Raw genomic sequence first — 24,354 nt, forward strand, 5'->3', positions numbered from 1 at the left:
TTCTTCCTGTATTATGATTCCTTTTCTTCTTCCACTTCTACTTCGTGACGCAACTGGGCTTTGTACAGAGTAGAGTAATATCCGTTTTTATCAAGAAGATCAAGATGCCTGCCTTCTTCCACAATTTTCCCGTGCTCCATTACAATGATCTTATCCGCTTTTTCAATCGTAGAAAGCCTGTGGGCAATAATAATGGACGTTCTGTTTTTGGTAATTTTTTCCGTTGCTCTCTGAATCAGTTTTTCACTTTCGTGGTCTATGGAAGACGTTGCTTCATCCAGAATTAAAATTTTCGGATCGGATAGATAAGCTCTAAGGAAAGACAGCAATTGTCTCTGACCTAAGGAGATTGATGAACCTCTTTCACTTACTATATAATCATATCCCCCTGGAAGCTGCTCGATAAACTTATCTACTTCAATTTCTCTGGCTCCAGCTTTTATTTTATCAAGCGTTATGCTGTCGTCCCCGAAGGCAAGGTTTTCAAAAATACTTCCATGGAAAAGGAAAACATCCTGTAATACCACTCCGATATGGCTTCTCAGGTTATAAAGCTCGTAATCCTTTAAATCCACATCATCAATCAGAATATTTCCGGAATTGATATCATATAACCTTGTGATCAAACTGATAATAGTAGATTTTCCAGCACCAGTTGCCCCTACAATCGCTACTGTTTCGCCCGGATTTACTTTAAAATCAATTCCTTTAAGAACTTCCTGTTTCTCATCATAAGCAAAATGCACTTTCTGGAATTCAATTTTTCCGGCAAAATGATCTTTCTTCACCGTTCCGTGGTTCGGCATTGAATTTTCTTCATCCATTAATCCCAACACTCTTTCTGCTCCTACAATTCCTCTCTGGATATTATTGAAACGGTCTGCAATCTGTCTCAAAGGACGGATCAACATTGAAATATACTGAATAAAGGCAATCACTACTCCGGCACTGATCGTAATATAACCTCCGTAGAAAAGGATAAATCCTATAAATAATGAAGAAATAAGCTCCACTACAGGAAAGAATAGTGAGAAAATAAAGACCGTTCTCAACAACGCTCCTTTCAATGTAATATTGATATCATCAAATTTCTTAAACTCGGATTCCTGTCTGTTGAATACCTGAATAATTGACATTCCGGCCAGTCTTTCCTGAACAAAAGAGTTTTGGTTGGACGTCCAGTTTCTTTCATCCCCAAAAGCTTTCTTCAGTCTTTTCTGGAAGAATCTTGTAATAAGAACCATTAAAGGTAGAATAGCCAGCGTAATATAACTCAGGTGAACATTGGTACTGAACATCATTACCAATACAAACAAAATCCTCAGAATATCCCCGAATACCATCAGGAAACCATCTGTATACACCGTCGCAATTGTTTCCACATCTCCTACAGCACGCGTTACTAACTGTCCGATAGGTGTTTTATCAAAAAATGAGGTCTTAAAATAGATCAGCTTGGCATATAACCTCTCTCTTATATCCCGGATCACATTCTGCGAGATAAAATTTGAGAAATACACCAGGAAAAAGTTTAAAATCGTTTCTGCAAATACTAACCCTACAAGGATATAGATATGTTTCATCATCAAAGCTTTATCATGCAGCTTTGTAATATCGTTATCCACCACCTGCATGGTAAGATAAGGTCTATAAGTAGAAACTATTGAAAGGATGATGGAAATTACAAGAGTAAGGATGAACCATGAACGAAATTTCATTCCGATAAAGAACAGCCTTTTTATAATTCCCCAGGTATCTTGTTTTTTCATTGTACGAATCGAAAGAAAGAATTAAAATAAAATTCTATGCAAAAATAAGACTTTATAAATTGCCAGCCTTTACAACTTCAACAAATCGTCATAGAAAATTTCAGATACCTATGATTTACAATATGAATATATTAAGCATTCTTTTGTACCCAGTCCAAAACATATCCTTCTGCGGCTTCCCAATTTTTTTCTTCACAAATGAAATGACTTCTGCCTGCAAACTCTTTGAAATCCCAGTACTATTGGAATCTTAATTTCTGATACTAAAAAGAAAAATGTTTCTGTTCTTACTGATCAATAGTCTTCCCTATTTCTTCAATTTCAATTGTTTTTGTCGGCCTTTCTCTTATAAATTTGTTTTCAAGAAGTTTATAAACTCCCCAAACTGCGACAATAGAGATTAGCCAACTTAGAATATTAATTCCTGAAAAACCTGTATAATTTACATTATCTAAAGATTTAGGATCTGTTGAAGCTAAATACACACCATAGCTGAGTCCTAAAATAATCTGGGTTCCCAAATAAATACCTATTGCCAGAAGACCGTAGTGCCATTTTGTTTTCCCAAATCTTTCTGCTAATTGTGCGTAATATCGGTAGGCACCGATAAGAATAAAGATTGATAACATGATTATTATTTTGTTTTTAGTTTTTTATTTAAAATTCGTATCCCACATCCACCAGATACAATCCATGTCCCGGTGCTGAAGTTCCTGCTGCATTTCGGTTTTTATCTTCAATCACTTGACGAAGATCTTCCGGCTGCAGTTTTCCGGTTCCTATTTCTACCATGGTACCGACAATAGCACGAACCATATTTCTGAGAAAACGGTTGGCCGAAACGGTGAATTTCAATTCCGTTCCATTTTGTTTCCATTCTGCTTTATACATTTTGCAGATATTGGTTTTGTTGTCAGTCTTTAACTTTGCGAAACTGGTAAAATCCTCATATTCAAAAAGAATTTTGCAGGCCTCATTCATTTTATCAATATCGAGAGTCCTTTTCCAGTGCTGCCAGGCAGATTCCTGTGTGAATGGATTTTTTTCCAGCGAGATATAATATTCATACGTTCTGTAAGTAGCATCAAAACGGGCGTGAAAGTCATCTTTTACCGGAAAAATCCTTTTGATGGATATATCAGGCGGCAGAAAACTATTCAGCCTGCGCGGAAACTGATCGTTCAATTCCTGCTCTGTATCAAAATGGGCAAATATTTTTTTGGCATGAACACCTGTATCCGTTCTACCTGCCCCTGTCGTTTTAATCTCTTCCCTTAAAATCGTGGAAAGTGCTTTTTCCAGTTCTTCCTGTACAGAAATAGCATCCGGCTGTATCTGGTAGCCAAAATAATTCTTTCCGTTGTAAGAAAATTCTATAAAGTATCTCAATGTATTATAATAACTCCACAAAAATACTTTAATTTAATGAAATATTTATTGAAAAGTCTTTGAGAATATTGCTCAAAATGCTTGTGAAAATTCCTATTTTTGCAATCGTATGAAAAGATGGTACCTTTATCCTTTTTCCCTTGGTTATCATTTGGTAACGGGTATCCGGAACACGATGTATGATCTGGGAATTTTTAAGTCGACAAAATTCAAAACACCGATAATCAATGTCGGAAACCTTTCTGTGGGCGGAAGCGGAAAGTCACCCATGGTGATGTATCTTGCCCAGTATTTATCCAAACATTACAGAACCGGCGTACTTTCACGGGGTTACGGAAGGCTGACCAAAGGTTATGAAGTAACCAATTACGAAAGCAACTACAAAGTGGTAGGTGATGAAGCCATGCAGCTTTTTGAACGTTTTAAAAACCGTTTTGTTATTGCTGTTTCAGAAGAACGTGTTCCCGGAGCTAAAAAAGTAATTGATGATATGGATCTTCAGGTCCTAGTATTGGATGATGCCATGCAGCATAGAGCTATTAAGGCTGGATTCAATATTTTGATGACTGATTTTAATGATCCTTTTTTTAAAGATTATGTGCTTCCTGCAGGAGATCTCAGAGAGTCAAGATCCGGTTACAAAAGAGCAGACATCATTATGGTCAGTAAATGTCCTGATGAGCTTACTGAGGAAACAAAAAGGTATTACATTTCAAGAATCAGACCTTCTTACGGACAGAAAGTTTTCTTTTCATCCATTGGTTATGACGAAAATGTATACGGAAAAGATAAAATGCTTCCGGATAACAACCTGAATTATTATGATATTTTACTGATCACCGGAATCGCCAATCCTAAACCGCTTCTGGAACATCTTGCAAAATTTTCAAAAAGGGTAAAACATTTAAAGTTCAGAGATCATCATAATTTCACCGATGACGATATTAAAAAAATCGTTGCTGAGTATAAAAAATTAGGAGAATATAAACTGATATTAACCACAGAGAAAGATTATGTACGTCTGAAAACTTTTGACTATCTTAGAGATATTGTTTACTACTGGCCTATCAATGTACTTATTGATAAGAAAGAAGAATTCAATCAAATCATCTTAGATTATGTTAGAAAAAATTAAAGAGACTGCAGATTTTATTAAAAATATTATTCAGGAAACCCCTGATTTTGCAGTTGTTTTAGGATCCGGACTGGGAAAATTACAGAATGAAATAAAACCTATTCATTCTTTAGAATACAAAGACATCCCCCATTTTCCACAAACCACCGTAGCCGGGCATACCGGAAAGCTCATTTATGGACTCCTGGAAGGGAAAAAAGTTCTGATGATGAGCGGCCGTTTCCATTATTACGAAGGGCACTCAATGGAAACTGTAACTTTCCCTGTAAGAGTTTTTCATCTGCTGGGAATTCAAAATCTTATTCTTTCCAATGCCTGCGGCGGAGTGAATCCTGCTTATAGTGTTGCCGATATCGTTATTCTGAAAGATCACATCAACATGATGCCTGAGCATCCCCTTCGTGGAAAAAATATTGATGAGCTTGGACCTCGTTTTGTGGATATGAGCGAGCCTTACAACAAAAAAATGATTGCCACAGCAGAACAGGCTGCTGCTTACCATCATATTAAAATTCATCAGGGTGTTTATGTCGCATTACAAGGACCAACTTTTGAAACTCCTGCCGAATATGGTATGATCAAAGCCATTGGTGGTGATATGGTAGGAATGAGCACCGTTCCGGAGGTAATCGTTGCCAGACATATGGGAATGGATGTTTTCTGTATTTCCGTAATCACAGACCTTGGCGGACCAGATGTAGCTTTTGCCGTTTCTCACGAAGAAGTTTTGAATGCTGCTAATAAAGCAATGCCCAATGTAATTGCCGTTGTAAAAGGTTTGATTAAAAACTATCAATAAAAATATTTCACAAATATTACCACCGAAGATACAATATTCACCTCCCAAAAAGGGATGGCGAAAATTCAAAGAGTTTTTGACGGGGTGGTCCACTCTCATACCCCATAGAATTCATCAATATTATAAATTTTTCCTAATTCAACAGAAATCAATCTCAGATTGCGATTCATTGTTTAGATTTGTACAAATGAAATTGTCGAGATGAAAAAGTTGATAGTAATTTTTATGTTGGGTATTTTTGGGATAAGCTATTCACAAAAAGTTCCTGCCACTCTTAAAACAGGATTTTCAAAAGAAGCGTTACAACAGAAACTGGAAGATGAAGATGGAAAAACCATTAGTATCCAGCAGATTCTTGATCAGCATAAAGGAAAAGTTCTGGTTATCGATTTTTGGGCAGGATGGTGTAGAGATTGCTTAAATGCCCTTCCCAAAGCGAAGGAACTGGAAGAAAATAACAAGAATATTGATTTTGTATTTCTATCATTAGATCGTTCAAAAGAAGGGTTTGAGAAAAGTCTGGAAAGATTTGATATGAAAAACAAAGAAAATTATTGGTTTGCTTCCGGATGGAAAAATGATTTCAATAACTATGTAGATCTTAACTGGATCCCAAGATACATGGTGATTGATCAGAAATCATCTATTGCAAAATATTATGCAATATCACCTGAAGACCCTGAACTTCAGCAAACCATAAACAGACTTTTAAAATAACCGTCATTTATTTTAATTCGAAAAACATAAAAACTCATTGAAAATCAGTAGATTTCAATGAGTTTTAAAATTTTATTTATTGAACACCATGATCACAAGAGAAGCCAAAGAACAGGATTTAGAAATTCTTTTAGAATTCGAACAGGGAGTTGTTACTGCAGAAAGACCTTTCAACAGTACACTTATTGAAGGAGAAATTCATTATTATGATTTAAAGTCTCTGATACAATCTCCAGATGCAACCGTAATCGTTGCCGAAGAGAATAACGAGATTATTGCATCAGGATATGCCCTGATCAAAAAATCGGAAAAATATTACAATCAATTTGAGAAGTATTCTTATCTGGGATTTATGTACGTAAAGCCGGAACACAGAGGAAAAGGAATCAATAAAGTGATTACTGATGAACTTATTTCCTGGTCAAAGTCGAGAGGAATCAGCGAGATAAGACTGGATGTATATGCCCAAAACGAATCTGCCATAAAAGCTTATGAAAAAGCAGGTTTCGAGCCTCACCTTCTCACCATGAGACTGAAATAGAAAAAGGCTTGAAGCAGGAAGATCGAAGATGGAAGTAGTGTATGTCCTAAGAATAACTTTTATTTTTTTAATTAATTTTTAATAAATAAGACATAAATTTCCTTATCGATTTCATTAACCTTAAGCCTCCAGCCTCAAACATCCATTCTATAAAAAAATTTACCGTAAATAAAGGAATCCATATCTTTGTATATGGATTTTTCTTTGCCTCTTCGTAAAATTATTCATGTAGATATGGATGCATTCTATGCTTCTGTGGAGCAGCATGATAATCCTACCTTGAAAGGCAAACCTATTGCGGTTGGAGGACAACATCGTGGCGTAGTGGCGGCAGCGAGCTATGAAGCCAGAAAATATGGAGTACGCTCTGCAATGCCCAGTAAGACAGCCAAAGAAAAATGTCCGCATCTTATTTTTGTTCCTCCCCGATTTGCCAGATATAAAGAGATTTCAAAAAAGATCAGGGAAATTTTCTATGAATATACTGACCTGGTAGAACCTCTATCACTCGATGAAGCCTATCTGGATGTCACGGAAAATAAGAAAGGGATGGAATCTGCCAACCTCATCGCCAAAGAAATCCGTCAGAAAATTTTTGAACAGACCGGCCTTACAGCTTCTGCAGGCATTTCAGTTAATAAGTTTTTGGCTAAAGTAGCTTCTGATATTAATAAACCGAATGGCCAGAAAACCATTCATCCCGATAAAATGGAGCATTTCCTTGAAGAATTGCCTGTAGAAAAATTTTATGGTGTTGGAAAAGTTACCGCTAACAAAATGTTTAGTTTAGGAATTTATAAAGGGAAAGATTTAAAAAAGAGGTCACTTGAAGATCTGGTAAGGCTTTTCGGAAAGTCAGGAAAACATTATTACAATGTGGTACGCGGTATTCATACTTCTGAGGTAAAACCTCATCGGATTCAGAAGAGTGTGGCCGTGGAAAGAACTTTCTTTGAAGATCTTCTGGATGAACAGCAGATCAACGAGAAACTGCAAAGTCTTGCAGAGGAAATCCATCAAAGATTACAGAAGAATAATATTCTCGGAAGGACTTTAACTTTAAAGATAAAATATAAAGACTTTTCTCTTTTCACAAGAAGTATAACAAGGGAAGATTATTTCTCATCCCCGGAACAATATTTCAGCACCGGAAAAAAACTTTGGGAACTTCGCCCTTTTGACAAAGCGGTACGCCTGCTCGGATTATCTCTCTCTCAACTGAATACGGAAGAAAAAAAGCAGGTTTCCGTTCAACTAAAAATCCCGTTTGAAGAATTCGAAAATGAATAGGTCATATTTTTTCGCTACCTTGTATGAACCAAATCAGCAAATTTATGAACCCAACCATGATTCAGTTTTTCCATTGGTATTCTGAAGGCGACGGAAAATTGTGGAAAGAAGCCGAAAAACAAGCCGGATACTTAGCAAAACTTGGAATTACTTCTGTATGGTTTCCCCCTGCCTATAAAGGCACCAATGGTGGTTATTCTATCGGATACGATGCCTACGACCTGTATGATCTTGGAGAATTTGATCAAAAAGGAACCCTTCCTACCAAATACGGTACTAGAAACGATTATACAAAAGCAATTAAAGCCTTAAAGAAACAAAATATACAAGTCATTGTGGACATTGTGCTGGGGCATAAAGCCGGCGGTGACGAACTGGAAAAATTTAAAGTCGTAAAAGTAGATGAAGAGAACAGGGAAAAAGTAATTTCCGATGTCATCGAAATAGAATCTTACACAAAATTTACCTTTCCCGGAAGAGGAAAAAAATATTCTGATTTTGAATGGAACTTCACCTGCTTCAGCGGTGTGGATTATGCTGAAGGTATGGATTCCCATATTTTTAAAATACAGTCGGAATACGGAAATGACTGGGAAGAAATGATTGATGATGAAAAAGGAAATTATGATTACCTGATGTATAATGATATCGAGCACCGGAATCCTTTTGTACGGGAAGAACTCAACAATTGGGCTAAATGGTATTTTGATCAGACCGATTTCGATGGGGTGAGACTGGATGCTCTAAAACATATTTCTTTTGATTTTTATAAAGAATGGCTTATGCTACTTCGTTCCAATTCCGGAAAAGACATTTTCGCTGTCGGAGAATACTGGGCTCCCGGATATCTTCATCTGCTTCAAAAATATATTGAAGTGACAGAAGGCTGCATGAGTCTTTTTGACAGTTCATTACAGAATAATTTCCATACAGCATCCAGAGAAGGAGATTCTTATGATCTCAGGAGAATTTTTGAAGAAACTCTTACCCAGGCAGATCCTATGCATTCTGTAAGTTTGGTGGCCAATCATGACACACAACCTTTACAGGATCTTGAAGCTCCTGTAGAACCATGGTTCAAACCAATTGCCTATGCCCTTATTTTGTTGAGAAAAGATGGTTATCCATGCATATTTTATCCAGATCTGTATGGAGCTCATTATGTGGATAAAGACAGAGAAGGCAATGACCAGGAAATATTTATGCCCAAAGTAGATGGCATTGAAGAATTATTAAAAGCAAGGAAAGATCATGCTTATGGTGACCAGCAGGATTATTTTGAAGACGCCAACTGCCTTGGCTGGGTACGGATGGGCGATGGTGAACATAGCGGATGTGCTGTTGTTCTGAGCAATAAAGATTCTTATAACAAGCCTATGGAAGTAGGAACTTTATATGCAGGAAAGAAATTCAAAGACCTGTTGAAAAGATCTAAAGATAAAGTGACCATTGATGAAAACGGATGGGGAGATTTTCCTGCTCCGGCAGGAAATGTGAGTGTATGGATCCCTGAATAAGAATAAGATTAAAATTCAATACAAATAAAAAGGCATATCTGTTCAGATGATTAGGTATGCCTTATATTTATCAGCAGGCTATATTTTAGCAATAAATGTATCTGCAATTCCAAACGTCTATAGCCCATTCACAGCATTGTCCATCTTCGTTGGAAGTACAGCATACTTTACCCCAATTTAAATCTCCGGCTTTTACACTCTTCAATTCCTGACGGTTCAATTTTCTTACTTTAACATCTTTGTTTGTTTTCATAATTACTATTTTTTATGGTTTAGTAATTAAATATACATTAAAAATAACAATTATGAGTACATATTCAACACCAATTACATGATTAAACATACATAATCCACATGAAAACAGGTAAATATTGAAGATATGACTGACCGCCCCGTCAAAAAATTCTTTGAATTTTCGCCACCCCTCCAGAGGTGGGAAATTTTTACGTCTTCAGTTGAGGAATTTGTTAAAATGAGAGATTTTATAAGTTTTGATGTGTGGTTATATTTTTCTGAGTTCCAGGATTTCCGGTCTTTCGGAGGTATCAGATATTTTTCCGGTGCGGGCAAATTCAGCCCATAGAGCCCTCAACTTTTTACCATTCTCATGAATACGGCTCCAGGGAATATTTTTCAGCAGTTCGGAAGATTTCCAGGCTGATTCATTCCCAAAGATCAAAGGAAGATCAATGCAATGCGGTGCTCCAATAGGATTATCTTTCAATTTCGAATGAATTTTGAAGAGATAGACATTTCCACCAGCTTCAGCCAGATTTTGGGCCAACTGTATTGCCGGATTCCCATAGATAAGTGCAGTGGTTTTTTCAACAGCTTTATCCATAAGTTTTAAGCCAAATCCTTTTCCGAAATATTTATTTAAAGCCTCTGAAGTTTTAAGATAAAAAGCCGTTTCGTCATTATTCAAACCCATCAGCACATCATATTTCTGAGCATTCTTCCTCCACATTTCTACCGACTCCTCTTCTTTGCACAACGGAAAATGTCCGTATTGAGTACCAAAAGGCATGACTGCTTTGAGACCATATTTTATTACAGACGGTAAAAATTTTCTGTACCCATCCATCATTTTTAAAACATCGGTTTCCTCTTTCAATATTTCTGTTTTTGCCAGAAATTCCGCAGACATTTTCTGTCTTTTATGCCGTAGTCCCAAAGGAGCACTTTGAATAATCACACGCTGAAATAAATTCTCCACTCCTTCTGAAATCATTAAGTGTGCTATGGCATCACCTCCTGAAGACTGTCCGAGAAGGGTTATATTATTTTCATCACCTCCAAGATCTGCAATATGGGCTTTTATCCACTTCAATGCTTCAATCATATCCAAGAGCCCAAGATTAGCTGGTCTACCCTCATCTCCACCTAAGAAACCAAACAATCCTAAGCGATATGAAACAGCAACCACGATAATATGCTGTTCCCTCACCCATTCCGCAGGATCGGCAGTGGCGAGATCGCCACACCCTATCTCATGAGAACCTCCGTGAATCCAGACTACAACAGGAAGTTTTTCGTTTTCAGAAATTACTTCCGGGCGGGTTATGGAAAGGTATTGTGTAGCCTCATCGACCTCGAAACTTTCGACAGGTGTTGCTCCGATCATTTTTTCCACAAGCGGGCTTAAAACCTGCGGACATACCGGCGTCTTTTCCGGAGAAATAATCATCGAAAATAATGAGGGTTCTACAGAAATAGGTTTTTTAAATCTTTCAGAATGGGCATAACGAATACTTCTAGCCCTGATAATTCCTTCTTCTTTTAGTGCTAAAATTCTTCCGAAACGGGTTTCAAAAATAGGAGTGTCTTGCTGATTTGGTGCCATCTTTAAAACTGTGAAACTTTTCTCTTTAAATTTAATTATTTAAACACAAATTTCACAAACCATCATTGTGTTATTCGTGAAAAAATTAGTGCCATTAGTGTTAAAAAAATCTAAACACAAATTTCACAAATGAAAGCACGAATATCCACTAACCATAATAGTGTTATTTGTGTTGAAAAAACTAGTTCAGCATTTTGTATTCGCTTGGAGAAATTCCTACTTTGGTTTTGAATAGTCTTGTAAAATGCTGTGGATATTTAAAGCCTAAATCGTAAGAAATTTCGCTGATTGTTTTTGCCTGATCCAGAATTTGTTCTTTAGCAATATCAATAAGCTTATTGTGAATAAATTCCTGAGCGGAAATTCCCAATTCTTTTTTTATCAGGTCTCCGAAATAATTAGCAGACAGATTCAGTTTTTCTGCAAAGTAATTGACCATAGGAAAACCTATATTTTTGGGATTCTCGGATTTTAAATAATCATCTACCAGATTTTCAAATTTCCCGATAACCCCCTGGTTGACATGATCTCTTGTAATAAACTGACGGTCGTAAAATCGCATGCAGTAATTCAGGAACAGTTCAATATTATTAACAATTAAAGATTTACTGTGTTTATCTATAGCCTGTTCAAGCTCCAGTTTAATATTTTTAAAGCAATCCAGCACCACTTCTCTTTCTTTCTCGGAGAGATGGAGCGCTTCATGTACGTCATAAGAGAAAAATGAATAGTCTTTGATATTTTTTCCTAAGTTGGTTCCTTTTATTAAATCCGGATGGAAAATTAAGGCAAAACCTGCAGGCTGAACAAATCTGTCTTTATTATAAATTCCATAGGTCTGCCCGGGAGCAATAAAAACTAAAGTTCCTTCCTGATAATCGTAGCTATGTTTTCCATACTGCATGTCTCCACACATTACATCTTTCAGAAAAACGGTATAAAACCCAAACATTCTTTTATACTGGCAAATAGGATCGGATTTGGAAAAATCTATGATACTTACCAGCGGATGCAAGGTTTCATGATTCGCCATTTTATTATATTCCGAGACCGTATTATAGATTTCAACCTCCTGATTTTCCATGAAGTACATTTTTATTACTATTCAAAATTACCACTTTCATTTGTAATTGAAATGATGTCTGTAAAATTGGTAAGTAATTCGGTAATCTGTATAAGTATGGTTTACGGGAAAGTTTCGACTTTTGTATCGTTATGGAAACTTTTAATACAACCATCTTTCCGAAAGGGGAAAAAGCTCCTTCAGATTATTTCTCCGGAGGAACAGCATGGGTTCATATCCTGAAACCCAATGAAGATAACCTGAACTGTCAGATCGGAAATGTAGTGTTCGAACCGGGATGTAGAAATAACTGGCACTCTCATGGCGGTGGACAGATTTTAATCGTAACTTCAGGAACAGGATTTTATCAGGAAAAAGGAAAATCTGCTCAGGTTTTACATGTTGGAGAGATTGTCAACATTCTTCCAGATGTCATCCACTGGCATGGTGCTGCTCCAAACAGTGAGTTTACCCATATTGCCATCAACCCTAATACCCAAAACGGAATTGTGGAATGGCTGGAACCTGTAACAGACGAAGAATATAATAAATTATCAACCTAAACTAAATATAAAAAATGAGTACAATCACAGTAAAAGCTTATGGTGCAGAGTCTACCACAGCAGATCTGAAAGAAATGAATATTGAAAGAAGAGAAGTAACCCCAAAAGATGTAGAAATTGAAATTCTATACTGCGGGGTATGCCACTCTGATCTTCATACCGCAAGAAACGACTGGGGCGGATCTTTGTATCCTGCAGTTCCAGGGCATGAAATCGTGGGAAGAATTACTAAGGTAGGAAGCGAAGTTTCCAAATTTAAAGTAGGTGATCTTGCAGGAGTAGGATGTATTGTAGATTCTTGCGGACATTGCGAAAGCTGCAAGCATGATCTGGAGCAATATTGTCTGAATGGTTTCACAGGGACATACAACGGAAAGGACAAGCATTTGGGAGGTCATACTTTTGGAGGATATTCTCAAAAAGTAGTTGTAGATTCTCACCACGTTTTAAAAGTGCCTGAAAATCTTGACCTTGCAGCTGTAGCTCCTCTTCTTTGTGCAGGTATTACAACCTGGTCACCTTTAAAACACTGGAATGTAGGTCCTGGTTCTAAAGTAGCTGTTGTAGGACTAGGTGGTTTGGGCCACATGGCTATCAAACTGGCAAAAGGATTGGGAGCTGAAGTTACCCTATTCTCAAGAACTCCGGGAAAAACAGATGATGCTAAGCAGCTGGGTGCTGATCATGTTGTCATTTCTACAGATGACGCACAAATGGATGCTGTAAAAGGAAAATTCGATGTAATCATTGATACGGTACCTTATGTACATGACGTCAATCCATATGTTTCCACGTTAAATATTAATGGAACGCATGTTCTTGTAGGATATTTGGGAGGTTTAGAGCCTATTCTGAATACTGTTCCTATGATTTTAGGGAGAAAGTCTGTAGCCGGTTCAGTAATTGGTGGTATTGCGGAAACTCAGGAATTGCTGGATTTCTGTGGTGAACATAATATTGTTTCAGAAATTGAAATGATCAAAATGCAGGACATCAACGAAGCTTATGAAAGAATGTTAAAAAGTGATGTAAGATACCGTTTCGTCATTGACATGCAATCTTTGTAATTCTTCTATAGAATTACAAAATCAGGCTCTTCGGATTGAAGAGCCTGATTTATTTTTTAAGGTTTTGGCTAAAGGCATTATGATCGTTATTCAGCATATATTTGTTTTCTTCAGCATATTGATTATTATTTCTTTCCATATCCTGAAAAGCCCATGCTGCCATAGCATCAATAACAGGTGCCAGTTTATTGCCTGCTTCACTCAGTTTATAAGTCACATGAGGTGGCACTACAGATCTTGCTATTCTGATAATTAATCCATCTGCTTCCAGTTGTTTCAAGTGCTGGATCAGCATTTTTTCTGTTACCGCAGGAATTGCTTTTTTCAATTCACTGTATCTTTTTTCTCCTGTAGAAAGATTGAACAGGATAATGGGTTTCCAGAATCCGCCAATTCTTTCCATGACGTACATTACAGGACAATCCTGTACTGTCTTTTTATTTTCCTGGATAGTTGAACTCTCTTTAATCGCTGTCATAGTTACATACTTTAGGGTAAGTACTTGTATAAAAGTAAGTACAAATATAACTTTGTTCTCAGAAATAAAAAAATATTTTACCTATGAAAATTATAATCACAGGATCATTAGGAAATGTAGCCAAACCATTAGCACAACAATTAGTTGCAGAAGGACATGATATTACCATTATAAGCAGCAGCGATGCAAGAAAACAGGATATTGAATCTCTGGGAGCAACGCCAGCAATAGGGTCTATCACAGACGTTCAGTTTTTAACTCAAACATTTGAAGGAGCAGATGCTGTTTTTGTAATGACTCCTCCAGCGATCAGTCCGGATAAAATTGTGGAAAATACGACCAATGCGGGAAAAAATTATGCTGAAGCTTTAAAAAACACCCACGTAAAAAAGGCCGTAATGCTAAGCAGTGTAGGCGCTGAATCTCCAGTTGAAAACGGTCCGATTGCTGGTCTTCACAATATTGAAAAAATATACAATGAAGTAGAAAACACCTCTTTCACTTTTTTAAGAGCAGGGTATTTCTATAATAACTTTTTCAATGATATTCCATTAATTCAGAATGCGGGCATCATTGGAGGAAATTATCCTGCAGATATTGAAGTACCAGTAGTACACCCTACTGATATTGCAAAAGCTGCTGCTGAAGAACTTGTGAAAGTCGAAAATAATAACAGCATCAGATATATTGTAAGTGATGTACGAAAAGCTGCTGATTTTGCGAAGGTTCTGGGAACTTCTGTTAATAAACCTGAACTTCCATGGGTAGAATTTTCTGATGAAGATTCTTTAAACGGAATGCTTCAAGCCGGATTGCCGGAAGATATGGCTAAGCTTTATGTTGAAATGGGTAGAGGAATAAGAACAGGCGTTGTACAGAAGGATTTTATTGATCACGGTTCTCCTGTTGCAGGAAATGTTAAGTTAGAAGATTTTGCCAAAGAATTTTCTTCTCAATTTTAGTTTCTTTTGTCTTGAAATCGAAGATTCGACTTTGTCAAACGAAAGAAACAAAAGTTCAAGACTGAAATTAAAATGCTAAATCAGTAATAAAACAATTTTCGGCGCACCAAAGGTGCGCCGAAAATTTATTAACTATTATATTTTAAACCTTGAGACTATTTTTTATTTTTCAGGGTTTCTTTTAAAACTTTTAGCTTTCCATCGATAGGCTGATCAATTTTTAATCCTAAAACTTCAGCAACCAAAGGATAAACATTAATATTGGCAAATTCACTGATCACCAGATTATTTTTAAACTCAGGTCCCCAGGCAAAGAAAGTAGCTTTCATTTCCGGAACAACTTTAGGATTGTACCCATGTTTTCCTACCGATGATTTTTTACCTTTTTCAAGAAAAATTTTCGGAGCTTTCGGGATGAGAAGAATCTGTCCTATTCTGTTATATTGGTCATCTCTTGTTGCAAAGTGCAGATATTTAGGAAGTTTTTTATCCAGATATACTTCGTAATCATCTGTTTTATCCGCTTTCAGTTGTTTGTAAACTGCCTTTACCTCATCAGGATTTTTAACGTAAACTCTTAACAAAGTCTGGGAATTGTAAAAGTCAAATCTGTTTTTATCAAAAAGAATTGCCGGAATTTCCAGCGGTGTACCTCCGTCTACTTTGATCATTCCGTGATCAGAAACAAAAATAAAGTTGACATTTTTTAAGCCTAATCCATTTACTTTCTGAACAAGCCCCCCTATTGCCTGATCGATCAGATGAACAGCATCTTCAGTTTCTTTGGTATCGGGGCCGTAATGGTGCCCGCTTCCATCCACTTCCGGGAAATATAATGAAATAAAGTGGGGTCTCTTATCTTCCGGTAATTTCAACCAGTTGACTACTTTTTCTACTTTTTCGGAAGGGGTAAATTTTTCATGATAAGGATAATAATAAGAAGGTCTTATTCCACCGGCATCACTGGCAGATCCTACCCACATTAAAGAAGCTGATACCATTCCTTGTTTTTCAGCGAGTCCCCAAAGTGGAGTTCCCCCATACCAGCTGCCGTCTTCAGCATTTTTCTTGCTGCTCATCGCATAAGTTTCCTTTCTCTTGTAATCATAGAAAAAGTTATCAATCAAACCATGATGAGAAGGATAAAGTCCGGTGATCAAGCTCCAGTGATTGGGAAACGTAATACTTGGATAACTGGGAATCATTGCTTCTGCTTTTACTCCACTGTTAGCCAGCTTCAACAGGTTTTCAGCATTATATTTTTGAGCATAATCATAACGAAAACCATCTGTAGATATCATAATTACATAAGGTTTTGACTGTGCTTCCGTACTGTTTTGTCTACCCGGTATAACAACCTGGGCCGTATCAACATTTACCTGTTGCGCAAAAGCCGTAAAGGAAATAAGCAGCAGTAAAAAATGGATTCCTCGCTTCATTATTTAAAAATTTTCAGCAAAGTTACATCCTATACTTCTCCCTGAAAAGTTTAAGAGATTAAAAGTATATTAAAACCTCTTATTTTTTTTCGAATCAAAATTAATATCTGTTAAATAGGTCTTTTCATTTCAAATTGTGACAGCCAATTGTTGAGGCCAATCTTTTCACTGAGAAACTTACTGATATTTTCTGAGGAGTCATCTACATTGTTCAGGGCTATAGACTGTCCGTTATTTTTTTGTAAGACAGCATTGAAAAGCATGGTGCCAATTCCTTGATTTCTGTAATTTTTATCAACGGCAAACTGATATACTTTTTTTGATGCAGGACCGTAGATAATATAACCAACCAATCTTTCACCATCATAAGCTCCCAGCGTTACATAATTTTCGGGCATGGGTTCCAATACAAAAACAGATCCCTGCCAGGAAGGTTCAATATCCCAGAATGAACATAATTTCTCCCATTGAAAGTCTTTCAGTTCCTGGATAGAAACCTCAGCATTTTCTTTTCCTTTCTTAATATTTCCATTAAAGCAAAGCAGTCTTCGAACAATCGTAAAGCCCAAATTTTCATAGGCTCTGATCGCATTTTGATTTCCTTCAATCACTTCAAGCAGTAATATATTGGCATTTCTTTCTTTCAATATAGGAATGATAAAGTCATACATTTTCCTCACCAATCCTTTGCCTCTGCTCTCCGGAACGACACCTGTGCCTCCATTATAGATCGTTTTCTCTCCATTTTCATTTTTTTCAGACTGAAGAATAAAGCTTACCAGTCGCCCTTCCTCAAATGCTCCGACAGAGATATTCATATCCAATTTTTCAGCTGCAATTTTTGAAATAAGTACCTCTTTTGTTAAATGAAAAGGAACAATATAATCAGAAAACGAATGGTTGAATACTGATAAAAGTTCATCAATTGTAATATTAGCTAAGGTTTTGACTTCCATATACATTTAAAATTTATATAATAATTACGCTTTATTTCTGTTGGTTCAAATACCATTGAATGGCGTTTCGCTCTTCTCTTTTTATAAATGGGTCTTTTTCCTGATTATAATCGTTACCATCAAACCATTCTTTTTTACTCAATTCCTCTTTCAGTTTTTGATATTCGTCCTTTACCTCTGGATGAGTACGAAGATAATCTCTGAAAGCCAAATGGCGAAGCCAATGTTCTGAAGAAGTCGGAATAACATGAATATGAGCAATGCGGAGATGATGATTGTGAATTCTCTCAGGAATTTCATCCTTTGAATAAATAACATCAGGAAATCCTAATGCATGGGTACTATCTATAAGTTTAATAAAGAAACGACGATACGGCATATCTTCATTATACTTTTCATAATAGACATAATCTTTGCCTTTTAGTAAAGGCGGAACTTTATCAAGTTCTTTTTCATCCTTTACCCCAATCATAATATCAATAACAGGTTTTGCAGATAAATTTTCTACAGACGTGCTGCCAATATGTTCAATTTCCGGATTCAAAAAACCGATACAGTTCTCAAGTTCTTTTTTAATGGTTTCAAACTGTTTTTTCCAGAAAGGATTATATTTTTCAAAGGTAACTTTCATAGGTGTACAGATATTATACAAATATAAAAATTTTCTCAGCAATCCCTCTGGAATGGATACTTAACAAAAAATGATACCCCTGAAAAATCAGAGGTATTCATTGCTAAATATTTAAGGTGTATTAAAAAAATTATTCTTTAATCAGCTTTTCGTAAGATGTAGTTCCATCTTTAAGCTGAATTTCAAGATAATAGCTTCCTGTTTTCAGATCTCCGACACTGATGTTTTCTCCATCCGGTCTTACTGACTTCACTTTTCTTCCAGTTGCTTCGTAGATATCAATGGATTTTATCTTATCAGCGTTTTTGAAATTTACTATTGTTTTAGCAGGATTTGGGTAAAGATTTACCTTCTTGTTATTGGCAGCAATTTCATTGGTGGATAAAGTAGCGGCTGCCATTGTTAATGATGCATATCCTCTTCCTGCATCATGATAACCTATCCCTGTTCCTGTTTTTCTTGAATAAAAGATGTTGATTGTTCCGGCTGCATTAGCAATAGCAAAATCTCCCGCTCCTCCGGAAAGTGATCTTGTTGCCACCACAGTTCTTGTAGATCCAGATATGGTATTGGAGGTTTCCGTCCAATCTTGTGCAGCATCCGTGTTAGGTAGAGTCATTCCAATAAACGTATAATCTCTGTTAGCAGAAGAATTATAGATAAATCCATCTGAACCTGGGGCCATACCCCCTGTATTTACACCATTTCCTCCAAAACCTATACCCAACATAGAGTTGCTGTCTCCTGTTATGGTAAGAGTTACTCCTGCTGGAGTCGTGTCTAATTTCACCGTCATAGCTGTTGCCGGTAAATTTACCGTTCCTGACGAAAACTGTGCCCAAGCAAAATTTGCAAGAGCTAAACTAAGTGCTAGTAGAGTTTTTTTCATATCAATTTTTTAAAAGGTTAATAATTTCTTTGTTATTGGTTTGTAATGCGTATTCAAAAGGCGTCATTCCCATAGAATCTTTTTTTGTTTTATCTGCTTTATATTGAAGCAACTGTTCTATCAGTTCCTTATTTCCAGATTTTACAGCCCAGAATAAAGGGGTATATCCTGTAGCATCTGCAATATTGGGATCTGCTTTTTTCTTCAATAGATGTTCTACCAGATCTTTGTTGTATTTTATGGCGAGACCTGCAAGCGCCGTTCCTTCACGGCTTTTATAGTTCACATCTTTTACGTTGTCGATCAAAAAATCGGCAACACTTGTATTTCCTCTGTAACAGGCTAAAATAAGGGGAGAAAATCCGTTTTCGTTAACCTGATTAATGACCTCTGGATTTTGTTTCATCAGTTCCTGTACTTCAGCCACTGTTCCGCTTCTGGCAATATCAAATATTGATTTCGCCTTTTCCTGACCCAATAGCAATGAACTCAGAAATAGTCCTAATACTAAGATGATGTTTTTCATTGTTTTATCATTACATAGTTGTATTCAACATTCACATTCTCAGCTACTTTCTTGGTTACCATTTTAGGAATGGTTACTTTATAGTCTACAGGCCTGGCCACAAACCCGCCCTGCATATAGATTTTACCATCTTTTGCATATAAAGTGGCTGCAGAGGTAACAGCTTTGTCTACTCCATGAAAGTTGAGTGTTCCCTGTACGGTATATTTCTGCGGACTTGCGGTAAGTTTTGTTTTATCAAAGTTCACAATCTTCCCTTTGAAGGTGGTTTTCGGATATTTTGCAGATTCAGCATAACTTTCATTGAAATGTTCTTCCATTAATTTTGTTTTAAAATGAAAGTTTTTAACGTTTGAAACCGATGCCATCTCACCATTATCTGCATTGAGAATAACAACATTATTGTCATCCTGAGCAAAAATATCATCAAACAGAGGAACAGAAGCTTCAAAAGTCAATTTCCCTGTTTTAGAGCTGTATTTTTGTGCTGAAGCGTAACCCGCAGAAAGGAGTAATACGCTTAATAATACTAATTTTTTCATATCAATTTTTTAATTTTCATTTAATCCGTCAGCTTTCCATTTGATGAAAATATTGATCTGGGCTGCAGACAGCGAGCCTCCCTGCGGCATTTTCCCGGGATCACCATTAGGTCTTTGAATACGGTCCAGAATTCCGTCTATATTATTTTTCACCTGATCATAGGTAACCAGCGGTTTAAAACTTCCTGCTGAATGGCAGCCTATGCAGCTGTTGTCTACAATTGGTTTCACCTCTGCTGTATATTTTACAGGTGCAGTAATTGGTGTATTATCAGAAATCTCTTCATAAGTTCTGCTGTCACAAGCCATCAGTATAATTGCTGACGACAATATCAATAAGGATGTTTGCTTTTTCATATTAAAAAACTCTATAAAGATTAAACCCAAAGAAAATATGTCCCTTTCCCCATGCTCCTGTGGCATTAGTAAGATATCCGATATCGGAGTTTATCTGGGAGTTCGTTAATAAAAGCTGGAAAACATGTCCCCCAGTTTCTATATCCATCCCCAACGATAGTGGGTTTTTATAAAAACTGTGATCGTCGAAATTCACAAAGTATTCTGCATTCAGAGAAACTCTTTTTGAAATTTTATACCGTCCTCCCAAACCTGCCAGAAATTGATTTTTGTTTTCAATGGTAGGTTCGTAAAGGTTTTTATGAACAAAGGAAGGAGTAAGCTGTAATGAAAGCTTATCATTGAACCTTCTTGAGATTAATGCCTGGGTAAGATAAGAAAGCCTGTCACTGAACTTAAGGTGTGGATAAGTATCTTTATCCAACTCTGTATTGGCAGCCATCACATTATAACCTACAATATCTACAGGAAAGTTTTCGTTTTGCTTTACCAGTCTGTATTTCACTGCCCCTTCAAACGTTTTCATATTTGTTTCTCTGGAAAGGCTTACGGAAACTGCATCTGAAATACCGTAGATAACGCCCAATTTGGTTGAGGCATGATCCAGACCGAAAAAGTCTTTAAACCCTGCACTTATATCTCCAAATCTATGAGCTACGATGATGTACCATTCTTTTTTGGCAGCCAGTTTTGTGGATTGTCCCGTAGCAATCTGAAGGGCTTTGAAAGCGGGTTGTGAGGTTTCTGTATTGGTTTTCACCGTGTCAATATCTTTCAACAGATCTTCCTGTGCAAAGGCAAGACCTGAAGAAAATATTGACAAAAATAAGAGAGTTTTTGTCATATACAATTTAGATTAAATTATTGCTATGACAAACTTATTGAGTTCTCAATTCATAAACAGGTGATAAAAGTCACCAAAGAAATTGTTTTTATCAATTATAGAGATAAACTTTCCAAACAAATAAAATTAGCCAACTCTAACATTTTCATTTACAGGAACTTTTATTCCTTCTTTCGTCTGAACAATTTCACCTTCACTTTCAATTTTTTTCAAAACTCTGCTTACCACTTCTCTGGAAGTTCCCAAACTGCTGGCAATTTCACGATGGGTTATCTTAATAGGATTATTTCCGGTAGATGAAATCTGTTGGTTAATATAATTCAGAACCCTTTTATCCAATCTGTGGAATACGGCATCATTCACCATACTCATGACTTCTGAAAACCTCCGGTCATATTCATGGTAAAACACTTTATTGATCTCAGGAAATTTTATCAGCCATTCATGCATTACAGAAACAGGAATCAAAACAGCTTCTGAATCTTCTTCTGCAACGGCGTACACTCTGCTGATATAATCTGTCAGAATAGAAGAAAAGGTCATAAGACAGCTATCTTTTGGCTTAATATAATAGTAGATGAGTTCTCTTCCATCATTAAGGGTAAAAACCTTGATAGAGCCTTTTATTAAGAAGGGTACAAACTTATTCTTCTGCCCTTCTCTTATGATTTCAGTTTTTGCTTTTATATCTATTGCAACCGCATGTTTTTCCAGCTCAGATAAAAAATCAGAACCTAAAAAGCCAAATTTACTTACAGCGAACGAGTTATCAATCATATCTTATATTTTCTACTTTTTTCTAAAACAAAGATATAAAATTGCTATATCGTTAGTATATAATTTTATTTTATTAAATAAAATTAACAATTAGATAAATTTAATCTTCATTTCTTTATTGCAGAGTTGGGGATATAAAAAATGCCCTGGTAAAAACCAAGGCATTCTTATTTTATTGTAAAAAGAAATCTTACGCTTAAACATTCCTCCGCTCAACTTTTTTGATTGTTCCGAACTTCTATTTGAGAGTATATTCCTATTCTTAAAAAATTAAATAAACTCAGATTTAATTCTTTTTTTTTCTAAGCATTGTGCTGCGTATTCACTTGGAGTAATCCCTTCTATCTGTTTAAATACCCTATTGAAAGTAGCCTGATTACTAAATCCTGCTTCTGTATAAATATACATAAGGGTTACCTTCTGCAAATCACTTTCATTCATTAGTTTTTTTACATAATTAATTCTAAATATATTCAGATAACTGTTAAAGTTCTTATACCCTTTGTAACGAATAATCCTTGAAATATAAGTATAATTTACGTTTAGACGGTTACTTACCATTGATATATTGAGATTTGAATTTTTAAATAATTCTTCATCTCTCATGCTCCGTTCCAACTGTTCTGCTATTTCCTCATTAATCCCCTCATCTTTTTCTTCTGATTTTTCTAAAACAGGTACTTTTTGAGCTTTAAGTTTATGATGAATTAAATCCCGTTTTTGAACTTCTAACAAAAATTTAAATTTGTTGATTTCGTTATTAAACATAAACAGCAGCATGATGAATCCAAAATTAGAAACAAAACCAACAGTATCAAGAAGAATAATTTCTCCGCGAGAATAGTCTCTAAAATTAAAACTAAAATAATTGTAAACAATAAAAGTAGCGAGTATACTGACAATGATATACAATGAATAGGCTGCGGCTTCTTTTTTTGAGAAAAATACGTAAGCAATTAATGGCAAAGGAAGTAACCACGCAAAAGTGCAAACTGTACTATCCCAATGTACAAGCATGCTAAAAAAAAGATACAAGGGAAAAATAATTATATAGGTATGAACTATTTTATTAGCAGCATATCTTTCTCGCATCAGTATATAGCCATTAGATAAAAGTATAAGTCCACCTATATTATATAAAGCCATGACTGTATCATCTATAAAGAATCTAATCCCAATCTCTAATAAGACCATACTGCTCATTAAAATAAAATACTGATGTATAAAACGATGTTTAAGTTCTTCCATTTTCATCTTATAAATTATATTTAGTGTTTTTTTAAATATTTTTCAAATTTATTTCATTTAAAGCATTGTTTTTAAACACATTAAATAAACAATAAATTTATTTTCAAATTCAGTTTATATCCCCTGTATATGATTTGTAAAAGTACATAATTTTACAAATCATATACAGGGAAAGTATAAAAACAAAAAAACACCATTTACAAGTAAGATACAATGAATCAATCTATACAAGAAAACTTTAAATGTATCCATATAGGTCAATACCTAAAGATTAAAGTTGAGGAACTCCAAATTTCACAGACTAGAATATGCAATTTTTTAAATATCCTAGAAGAAGAAATAGAAATAATGTATCAATCTGAAAGTATAGACAGTCAGCAATTATTGAGGTGGAGCAAATTACTGAAATATGATTTTTTCAGGCTGTACTCCCAGCATTTGGTGCTTTACTCTCCGCCTTCAAAGCAGGGACTGTGTATTCCTGAAAATAATCGAAAAAGCAGACTCCCGGCCTTTAAAAAGAATATTTATACCCGAGAAATAATCAATTTTATTTTAGATCTGATCAATAGCCAACAAAAAACAAAGCAGCAAGTTATTAATGAATACAGAATCCCTAAAACCACACTTTACAAGTGGATATCAAAAAACACCATGTATGAAAAGCCCTAATTACAACAAAATTTATAGTGATCTGATTGAAAGAAAATATCCTGAAAGAAGGCAAGAGCTCAATTCATTATTATCCGAAGAAATAAAAACTTCTCTTAAATTCATTGAAGTTCATAAAAGTATTTTCACTCATGAAAAAAAAGAGATATATGCTTTTAATCAGAAACTCCATTCTTATGATGAGATAAGTGTCAGAACAATTATAGAATATCAGACAATGAACAAACTCAACAATACACAGACCTCTAAATTATTTAGAATAAGCAGAAATACACTTGCCAAATGGAAAAGTCAATTTCCACTAATACAATAAAGAAACAATTAATTTTTAAATATTCAA

At 35.7% G+C, this 24,354-nt stretch carries 27 protein-coding genes; 10 read left to right on the forward strand and 17 right to left on the reverse strand.

Annotated features, from left to right (window positions below):
- Positions 1 to 11 precede the first annotated feature (11 nt).
- The 3 genes from AC07UM_RS08905 to truA form a co-directional block, all read right to left on the reverse strand.
- Entirely contained in the window at positions 12 to 1,769 is a 1,758-nt protein-coding gene (locus AC07UM_RS08905) for an ABC transporter ATP-binding protein (RefSeq protein WP_494682133.1), read from the reverse strand.
- Between the two features lie 287 nt (positions 1,770 to 2,056).
- Positions 2,057 to 2,398, reverse strand: a complete 342-nt coding sequence (locus tag AC07UM_RS08910) for a hypothetical protein (RefSeq protein ID WP_494682134.1) — start codon at positions 2,396 to 2,398, stop codon at positions 2,057 to 2,059.
- A gap of 28 nt (positions 2,399 to 2,426) precedes the next feature.
- Entirely contained in the window at positions 2,427 to 3,158 is a 732-nt protein-coding gene (truA, locus tag AC07UM_RS08915) for a tRNA pseudouridine(38-40) synthase TruA (RefSeq protein WP_494682135.1), read from the reverse strand.
- Between the two features lie 109 nt (positions 3,159 to 3,267).
- On the opposite strand from truA, the gene lpxK reads away from it, so the two are divergent.
- The 6 genes from lpxK to AC07UM_RS08945 all read left to right on the forward strand — a co-directional run bounded on the left by lpxK (position 3,268) and on the right by AC07UM_RS08945 (position 9,157).
- Positions 3,268 to 4,293 (forward strand): tetraacyldisaccharide 4'-kinase, encoded by a 1,026-nt coding sequence (lpxK, locus tag AC07UM_RS08920; protein WP_103231910.1) that lies wholly within the window; start codon positions 3,268 to 3,270, stop codon positions 4,291 to 4,293.
- Positions 4,277 to 5,092 (forward strand): purine-nucleoside phosphorylase, encoded by an 816-nt coding sequence (locus AC07UM_RS08925; RefSeq protein ID WP_494682136.1) that lies wholly within the window; start codon positions 4,277 to 4,279, stop codon positions 5,090 to 5,092. The genes lpxK and AC07UM_RS08925 overlap by 17 nt, the downstream gene beginning before the upstream one ends.
- A gap of 201 nt (positions 5,093 to 5,293) precedes the next feature.
- Entirely contained in the window at positions 5,294 to 5,809 is a 516-nt protein-coding gene (locus AC07UM_RS08930; protein WP_494682137.1) for a TlpA family protein disulfide reductase, read from the forward strand.
- A gap of 88 nt (positions 5,810 to 5,897) precedes the next feature.
- The gene (locus AC07UM_RS08935; protein ID WP_494682292.1) at positions 5,898 to 6,350 is read left to right on the forward strand and encodes a GNAT family N-acetyltransferase; all 453 of its coding nucleotides are present in this window, start codon (positions 5,898 to 5,900) and stop codon (positions 6,348 to 6,350) included.
- A 192-nt stretch (positions 6,351 to 6,542) separates the two neighbouring features.
- Positions 6,543 to 7,640 carry a DNA polymerase IV gene (dinB, locus tag AC07UM_RS08940; protein ID WP_494682138.1) on the forward strand — a complete coding sequence of 366 codons (1,098 nt, stop codon included), beginning with the start codon at positions 6,543 to 6,545 and terminating at the stop codon, positions 7,638 to 7,640.
- 44 nt (positions 7,641 to 7,684) lie between these two features.
- On the forward strand, positions 7,685 to 9,157 hold the full coding sequence (locus AC07UM_RS08945; protein ID WP_494682139.1) for an alpha-amylase: 1,473 nt from the start codon (positions 7,685 to 7,687) through the stop codon (positions 9,155 to 9,157).
- 85 nt (positions 9,158 to 9,242) lie between these two features.
- Here AC07UM_RS08945 and AC07UM_RS08950 read toward each other — a convergent pair whose 3' ends face one another.
- The 3 genes from AC07UM_RS08950 to AC07UM_RS08960 all read right to left on the reverse strand — a co-directional run bounded on the left by AC07UM_RS08950 (position 9,243) and on the right by AC07UM_RS08960 (position 12,084).
- Positions 9,243 to 9,410, reverse strand: a complete 168-nt coding sequence (locus AC07UM_RS08950) for a hypothetical protein (protein WP_494682140.1) — start codon at positions 9,408 to 9,410, stop codon at positions 9,243 to 9,245.
- A gap of 249 nt (positions 9,411 to 9,659) precedes the next feature.
- Positions 9,660 to 11,000 (reverse strand): carboxylesterase family protein, encoded by a 1,341-nt coding sequence (locus AC07UM_RS08955; protein WP_494682141.1) that lies wholly within the window; start codon positions 10,998 to 11,000, stop codon positions 9,660 to 9,662.
- 181 nt (positions 11,001 to 11,181) lie between these two features.
- Positions 11,182 to 12,084 (reverse strand): helix-turn-helix domain-containing protein, encoded by a 903-nt coding sequence (locus AC07UM_RS08960; protein WP_494682142.1) that lies wholly within the window; start codon positions 12,082 to 12,084, stop codon positions 11,182 to 11,184.
- Between the two features lie 131 nt (positions 12,085 to 12,215).
- Here AC07UM_RS08960 and AC07UM_RS08965 point away from each other — a divergent pair, with 131 nt between their 5' ends.
- Both AC07UM_RS08965 and AC07UM_RS08970 read left to right on the forward strand, forming a co-directional pair.
- Positions 12,216 to 12,626, forward strand: coding sequence for a cupin domain-containing protein (locus AC07UM_RS08965; RefSeq protein WP_494682143.1), 411 nt, complete (start codon positions 12,216 to 12,218; stop codon positions 12,624 to 12,626).
- 14 nt (positions 12,627 to 12,640) lie between these two features.
- Positions 12,641 to 13,693 (forward strand): NAD(P)-dependent alcohol dehydrogenase, encoded by a 1,053-nt coding sequence (locus AC07UM_RS08970; protein ID WP_494682144.1) that lies wholly within the window; start codon positions 12,641 to 12,643, stop codon positions 13,691 to 13,693.
- Positions 13,694 to 13,742: 49 nt separating this feature from the next.
- Here the strand turns inward: AC07UM_RS08970 and AC07UM_RS08975 are convergent, their stop codons facing one another.
- A complete protein-coding gene (locus AC07UM_RS08975) occupies positions 13,743 to 14,171 on the reverse strand; it encodes a winged helix-turn-helix transcriptional regulator (protein ID WP_494682145.1) in 429 nt (142 codons plus the stop codon).
- A gap of 83 nt (positions 14,172 to 14,254) precedes the next feature.
- Between AC07UM_RS08975 and AC07UM_RS08980 the strand changes: the two genes are divergently transcribed.
- Positions 14,255 to 15,133, forward strand: a complete 879-nt coding sequence (locus AC07UM_RS08980; RefSeq protein WP_494682146.1) for an NAD(P)H-binding protein — start codon at positions 14,255 to 14,257, stop codon at positions 15,131 to 15,133.
- A gap of 155 nt (positions 15,134 to 15,288) precedes the next feature.
- Here AC07UM_RS08980 and AC07UM_RS08985 read toward each other — a convergent pair whose 3' ends face one another.
- The 10 genes from AC07UM_RS08985 to AC07UM_RS09030 form a co-directional block, all read right to left on the reverse strand.
- The gene (locus tag AC07UM_RS08985) at positions 15,289 to 16,572 is read right to left on the reverse strand and encodes an alkaline phosphatase family protein (RefSeq protein WP_494682147.1); all 1,284 of its coding nucleotides are present in this window, start codon (positions 16,570 to 16,572) and stop codon (positions 15,289 to 15,291) included.
- Positions 16,573 to 16,682: 110 nt separating this feature from the next.
- A complete protein-coding gene (locus AC07UM_RS08990) occupies positions 16,683 to 17,528 on the reverse strand; it encodes a GNAT family N-acetyltransferase (RefSeq protein ID WP_494682148.1) in 846 nt (281 codons plus the stop codon).
- Positions 17,529 to 17,559: 31 nt separating this feature from the next.
- Entirely contained in the window at positions 17,560 to 18,159 is a 600-nt protein-coding gene (locus AC07UM_RS08995) for a GrpB family protein (protein ID WP_494682149.1), read from the reverse strand.
- 130 nt (positions 18,160 to 18,289) lie between these two features.
- Entirely contained in the window at positions 18,290 to 19,048 is a 759-nt protein-coding gene (locus tag AC07UM_RS09000; protein WP_494682150.1) for a T9SS type A sorting domain-containing protein, read from the reverse strand.
- Position 19,049: 1 nt separating this feature from the next.
- Entirely contained in the window at positions 19,050 to 19,574 is a 525-nt protein-coding gene (locus tag AC07UM_RS09005; RefSeq protein ID WP_494682151.1) for an ankyrin repeat domain-containing protein, read from the reverse strand.
- Positions 19,571 to 20,116 (reverse strand): YceI family protein, encoded by a 546-nt coding sequence (locus tag AC07UM_RS09010; protein ID WP_494682152.1) that lies wholly within the window; start codon positions 20,114 to 20,116, stop codon positions 19,571 to 19,573. The genes AC07UM_RS09005 and AC07UM_RS09010 overlap by 4 nt, the downstream gene beginning before the upstream one ends.
- Before the next feature lie 9 nt (positions 20,117 to 20,125).
- Entirely contained in the window at positions 20,126 to 20,473 is a 348-nt protein-coding gene (locus AC07UM_RS09015) for a hypothetical protein (protein ID WP_494682153.1), read from the reverse strand.
- A gap of 1 nt (position 20,474) precedes the next feature.
- Positions 20,475 to 21,317 (reverse strand): DUF5777 family beta-barrel protein, encoded by an 843-nt coding sequence (locus tag AC07UM_RS09020; protein ID WP_494682154.1) that lies wholly within the window; start codon positions 21,315 to 21,317, stop codon positions 20,475 to 20,477.
- Positions 21,318 to 21,443: 126 nt separating this feature from the next.
- Entirely contained in the window at positions 21,444 to 22,094 is a 651-nt protein-coding gene (locus tag AC07UM_RS09025) for a Crp/Fnr family transcriptional regulator (RefSeq protein WP_494682155.1), read from the reverse strand.
- A 270-nt stretch (positions 22,095 to 22,364) separates the two neighbouring features.
- On the reverse strand, positions 22,365 to 23,348 hold the full coding sequence (locus tag AC07UM_RS09030) for a helix-turn-helix domain-containing protein (protein ID WP_494682156.1): 984 nt from the start codon (positions 23,346 to 23,348) through the stop codon (positions 22,365 to 22,367).
- A gap of 652 nt (positions 23,349 to 24,000) precedes the next feature.
- On the opposite strand from AC07UM_RS09030, the gene AC07UM_RS09035 reads away from it, so the two are divergent.
- A complete protein-coding gene (locus tag AC07UM_RS09035) occupies positions 24,001 to 24,327 on the forward strand; it encodes a hypothetical protein (RefSeq protein WP_494682157.1) in 327 nt (108 codons plus the stop codon).
- The last annotated feature ends 27 nt before the right edge of the window (positions 24,328 to 24,354 follow it).

This window comes from Chryseobacterium sp. GW821-FHT04C04 (genome assembly GCF_059420365.1).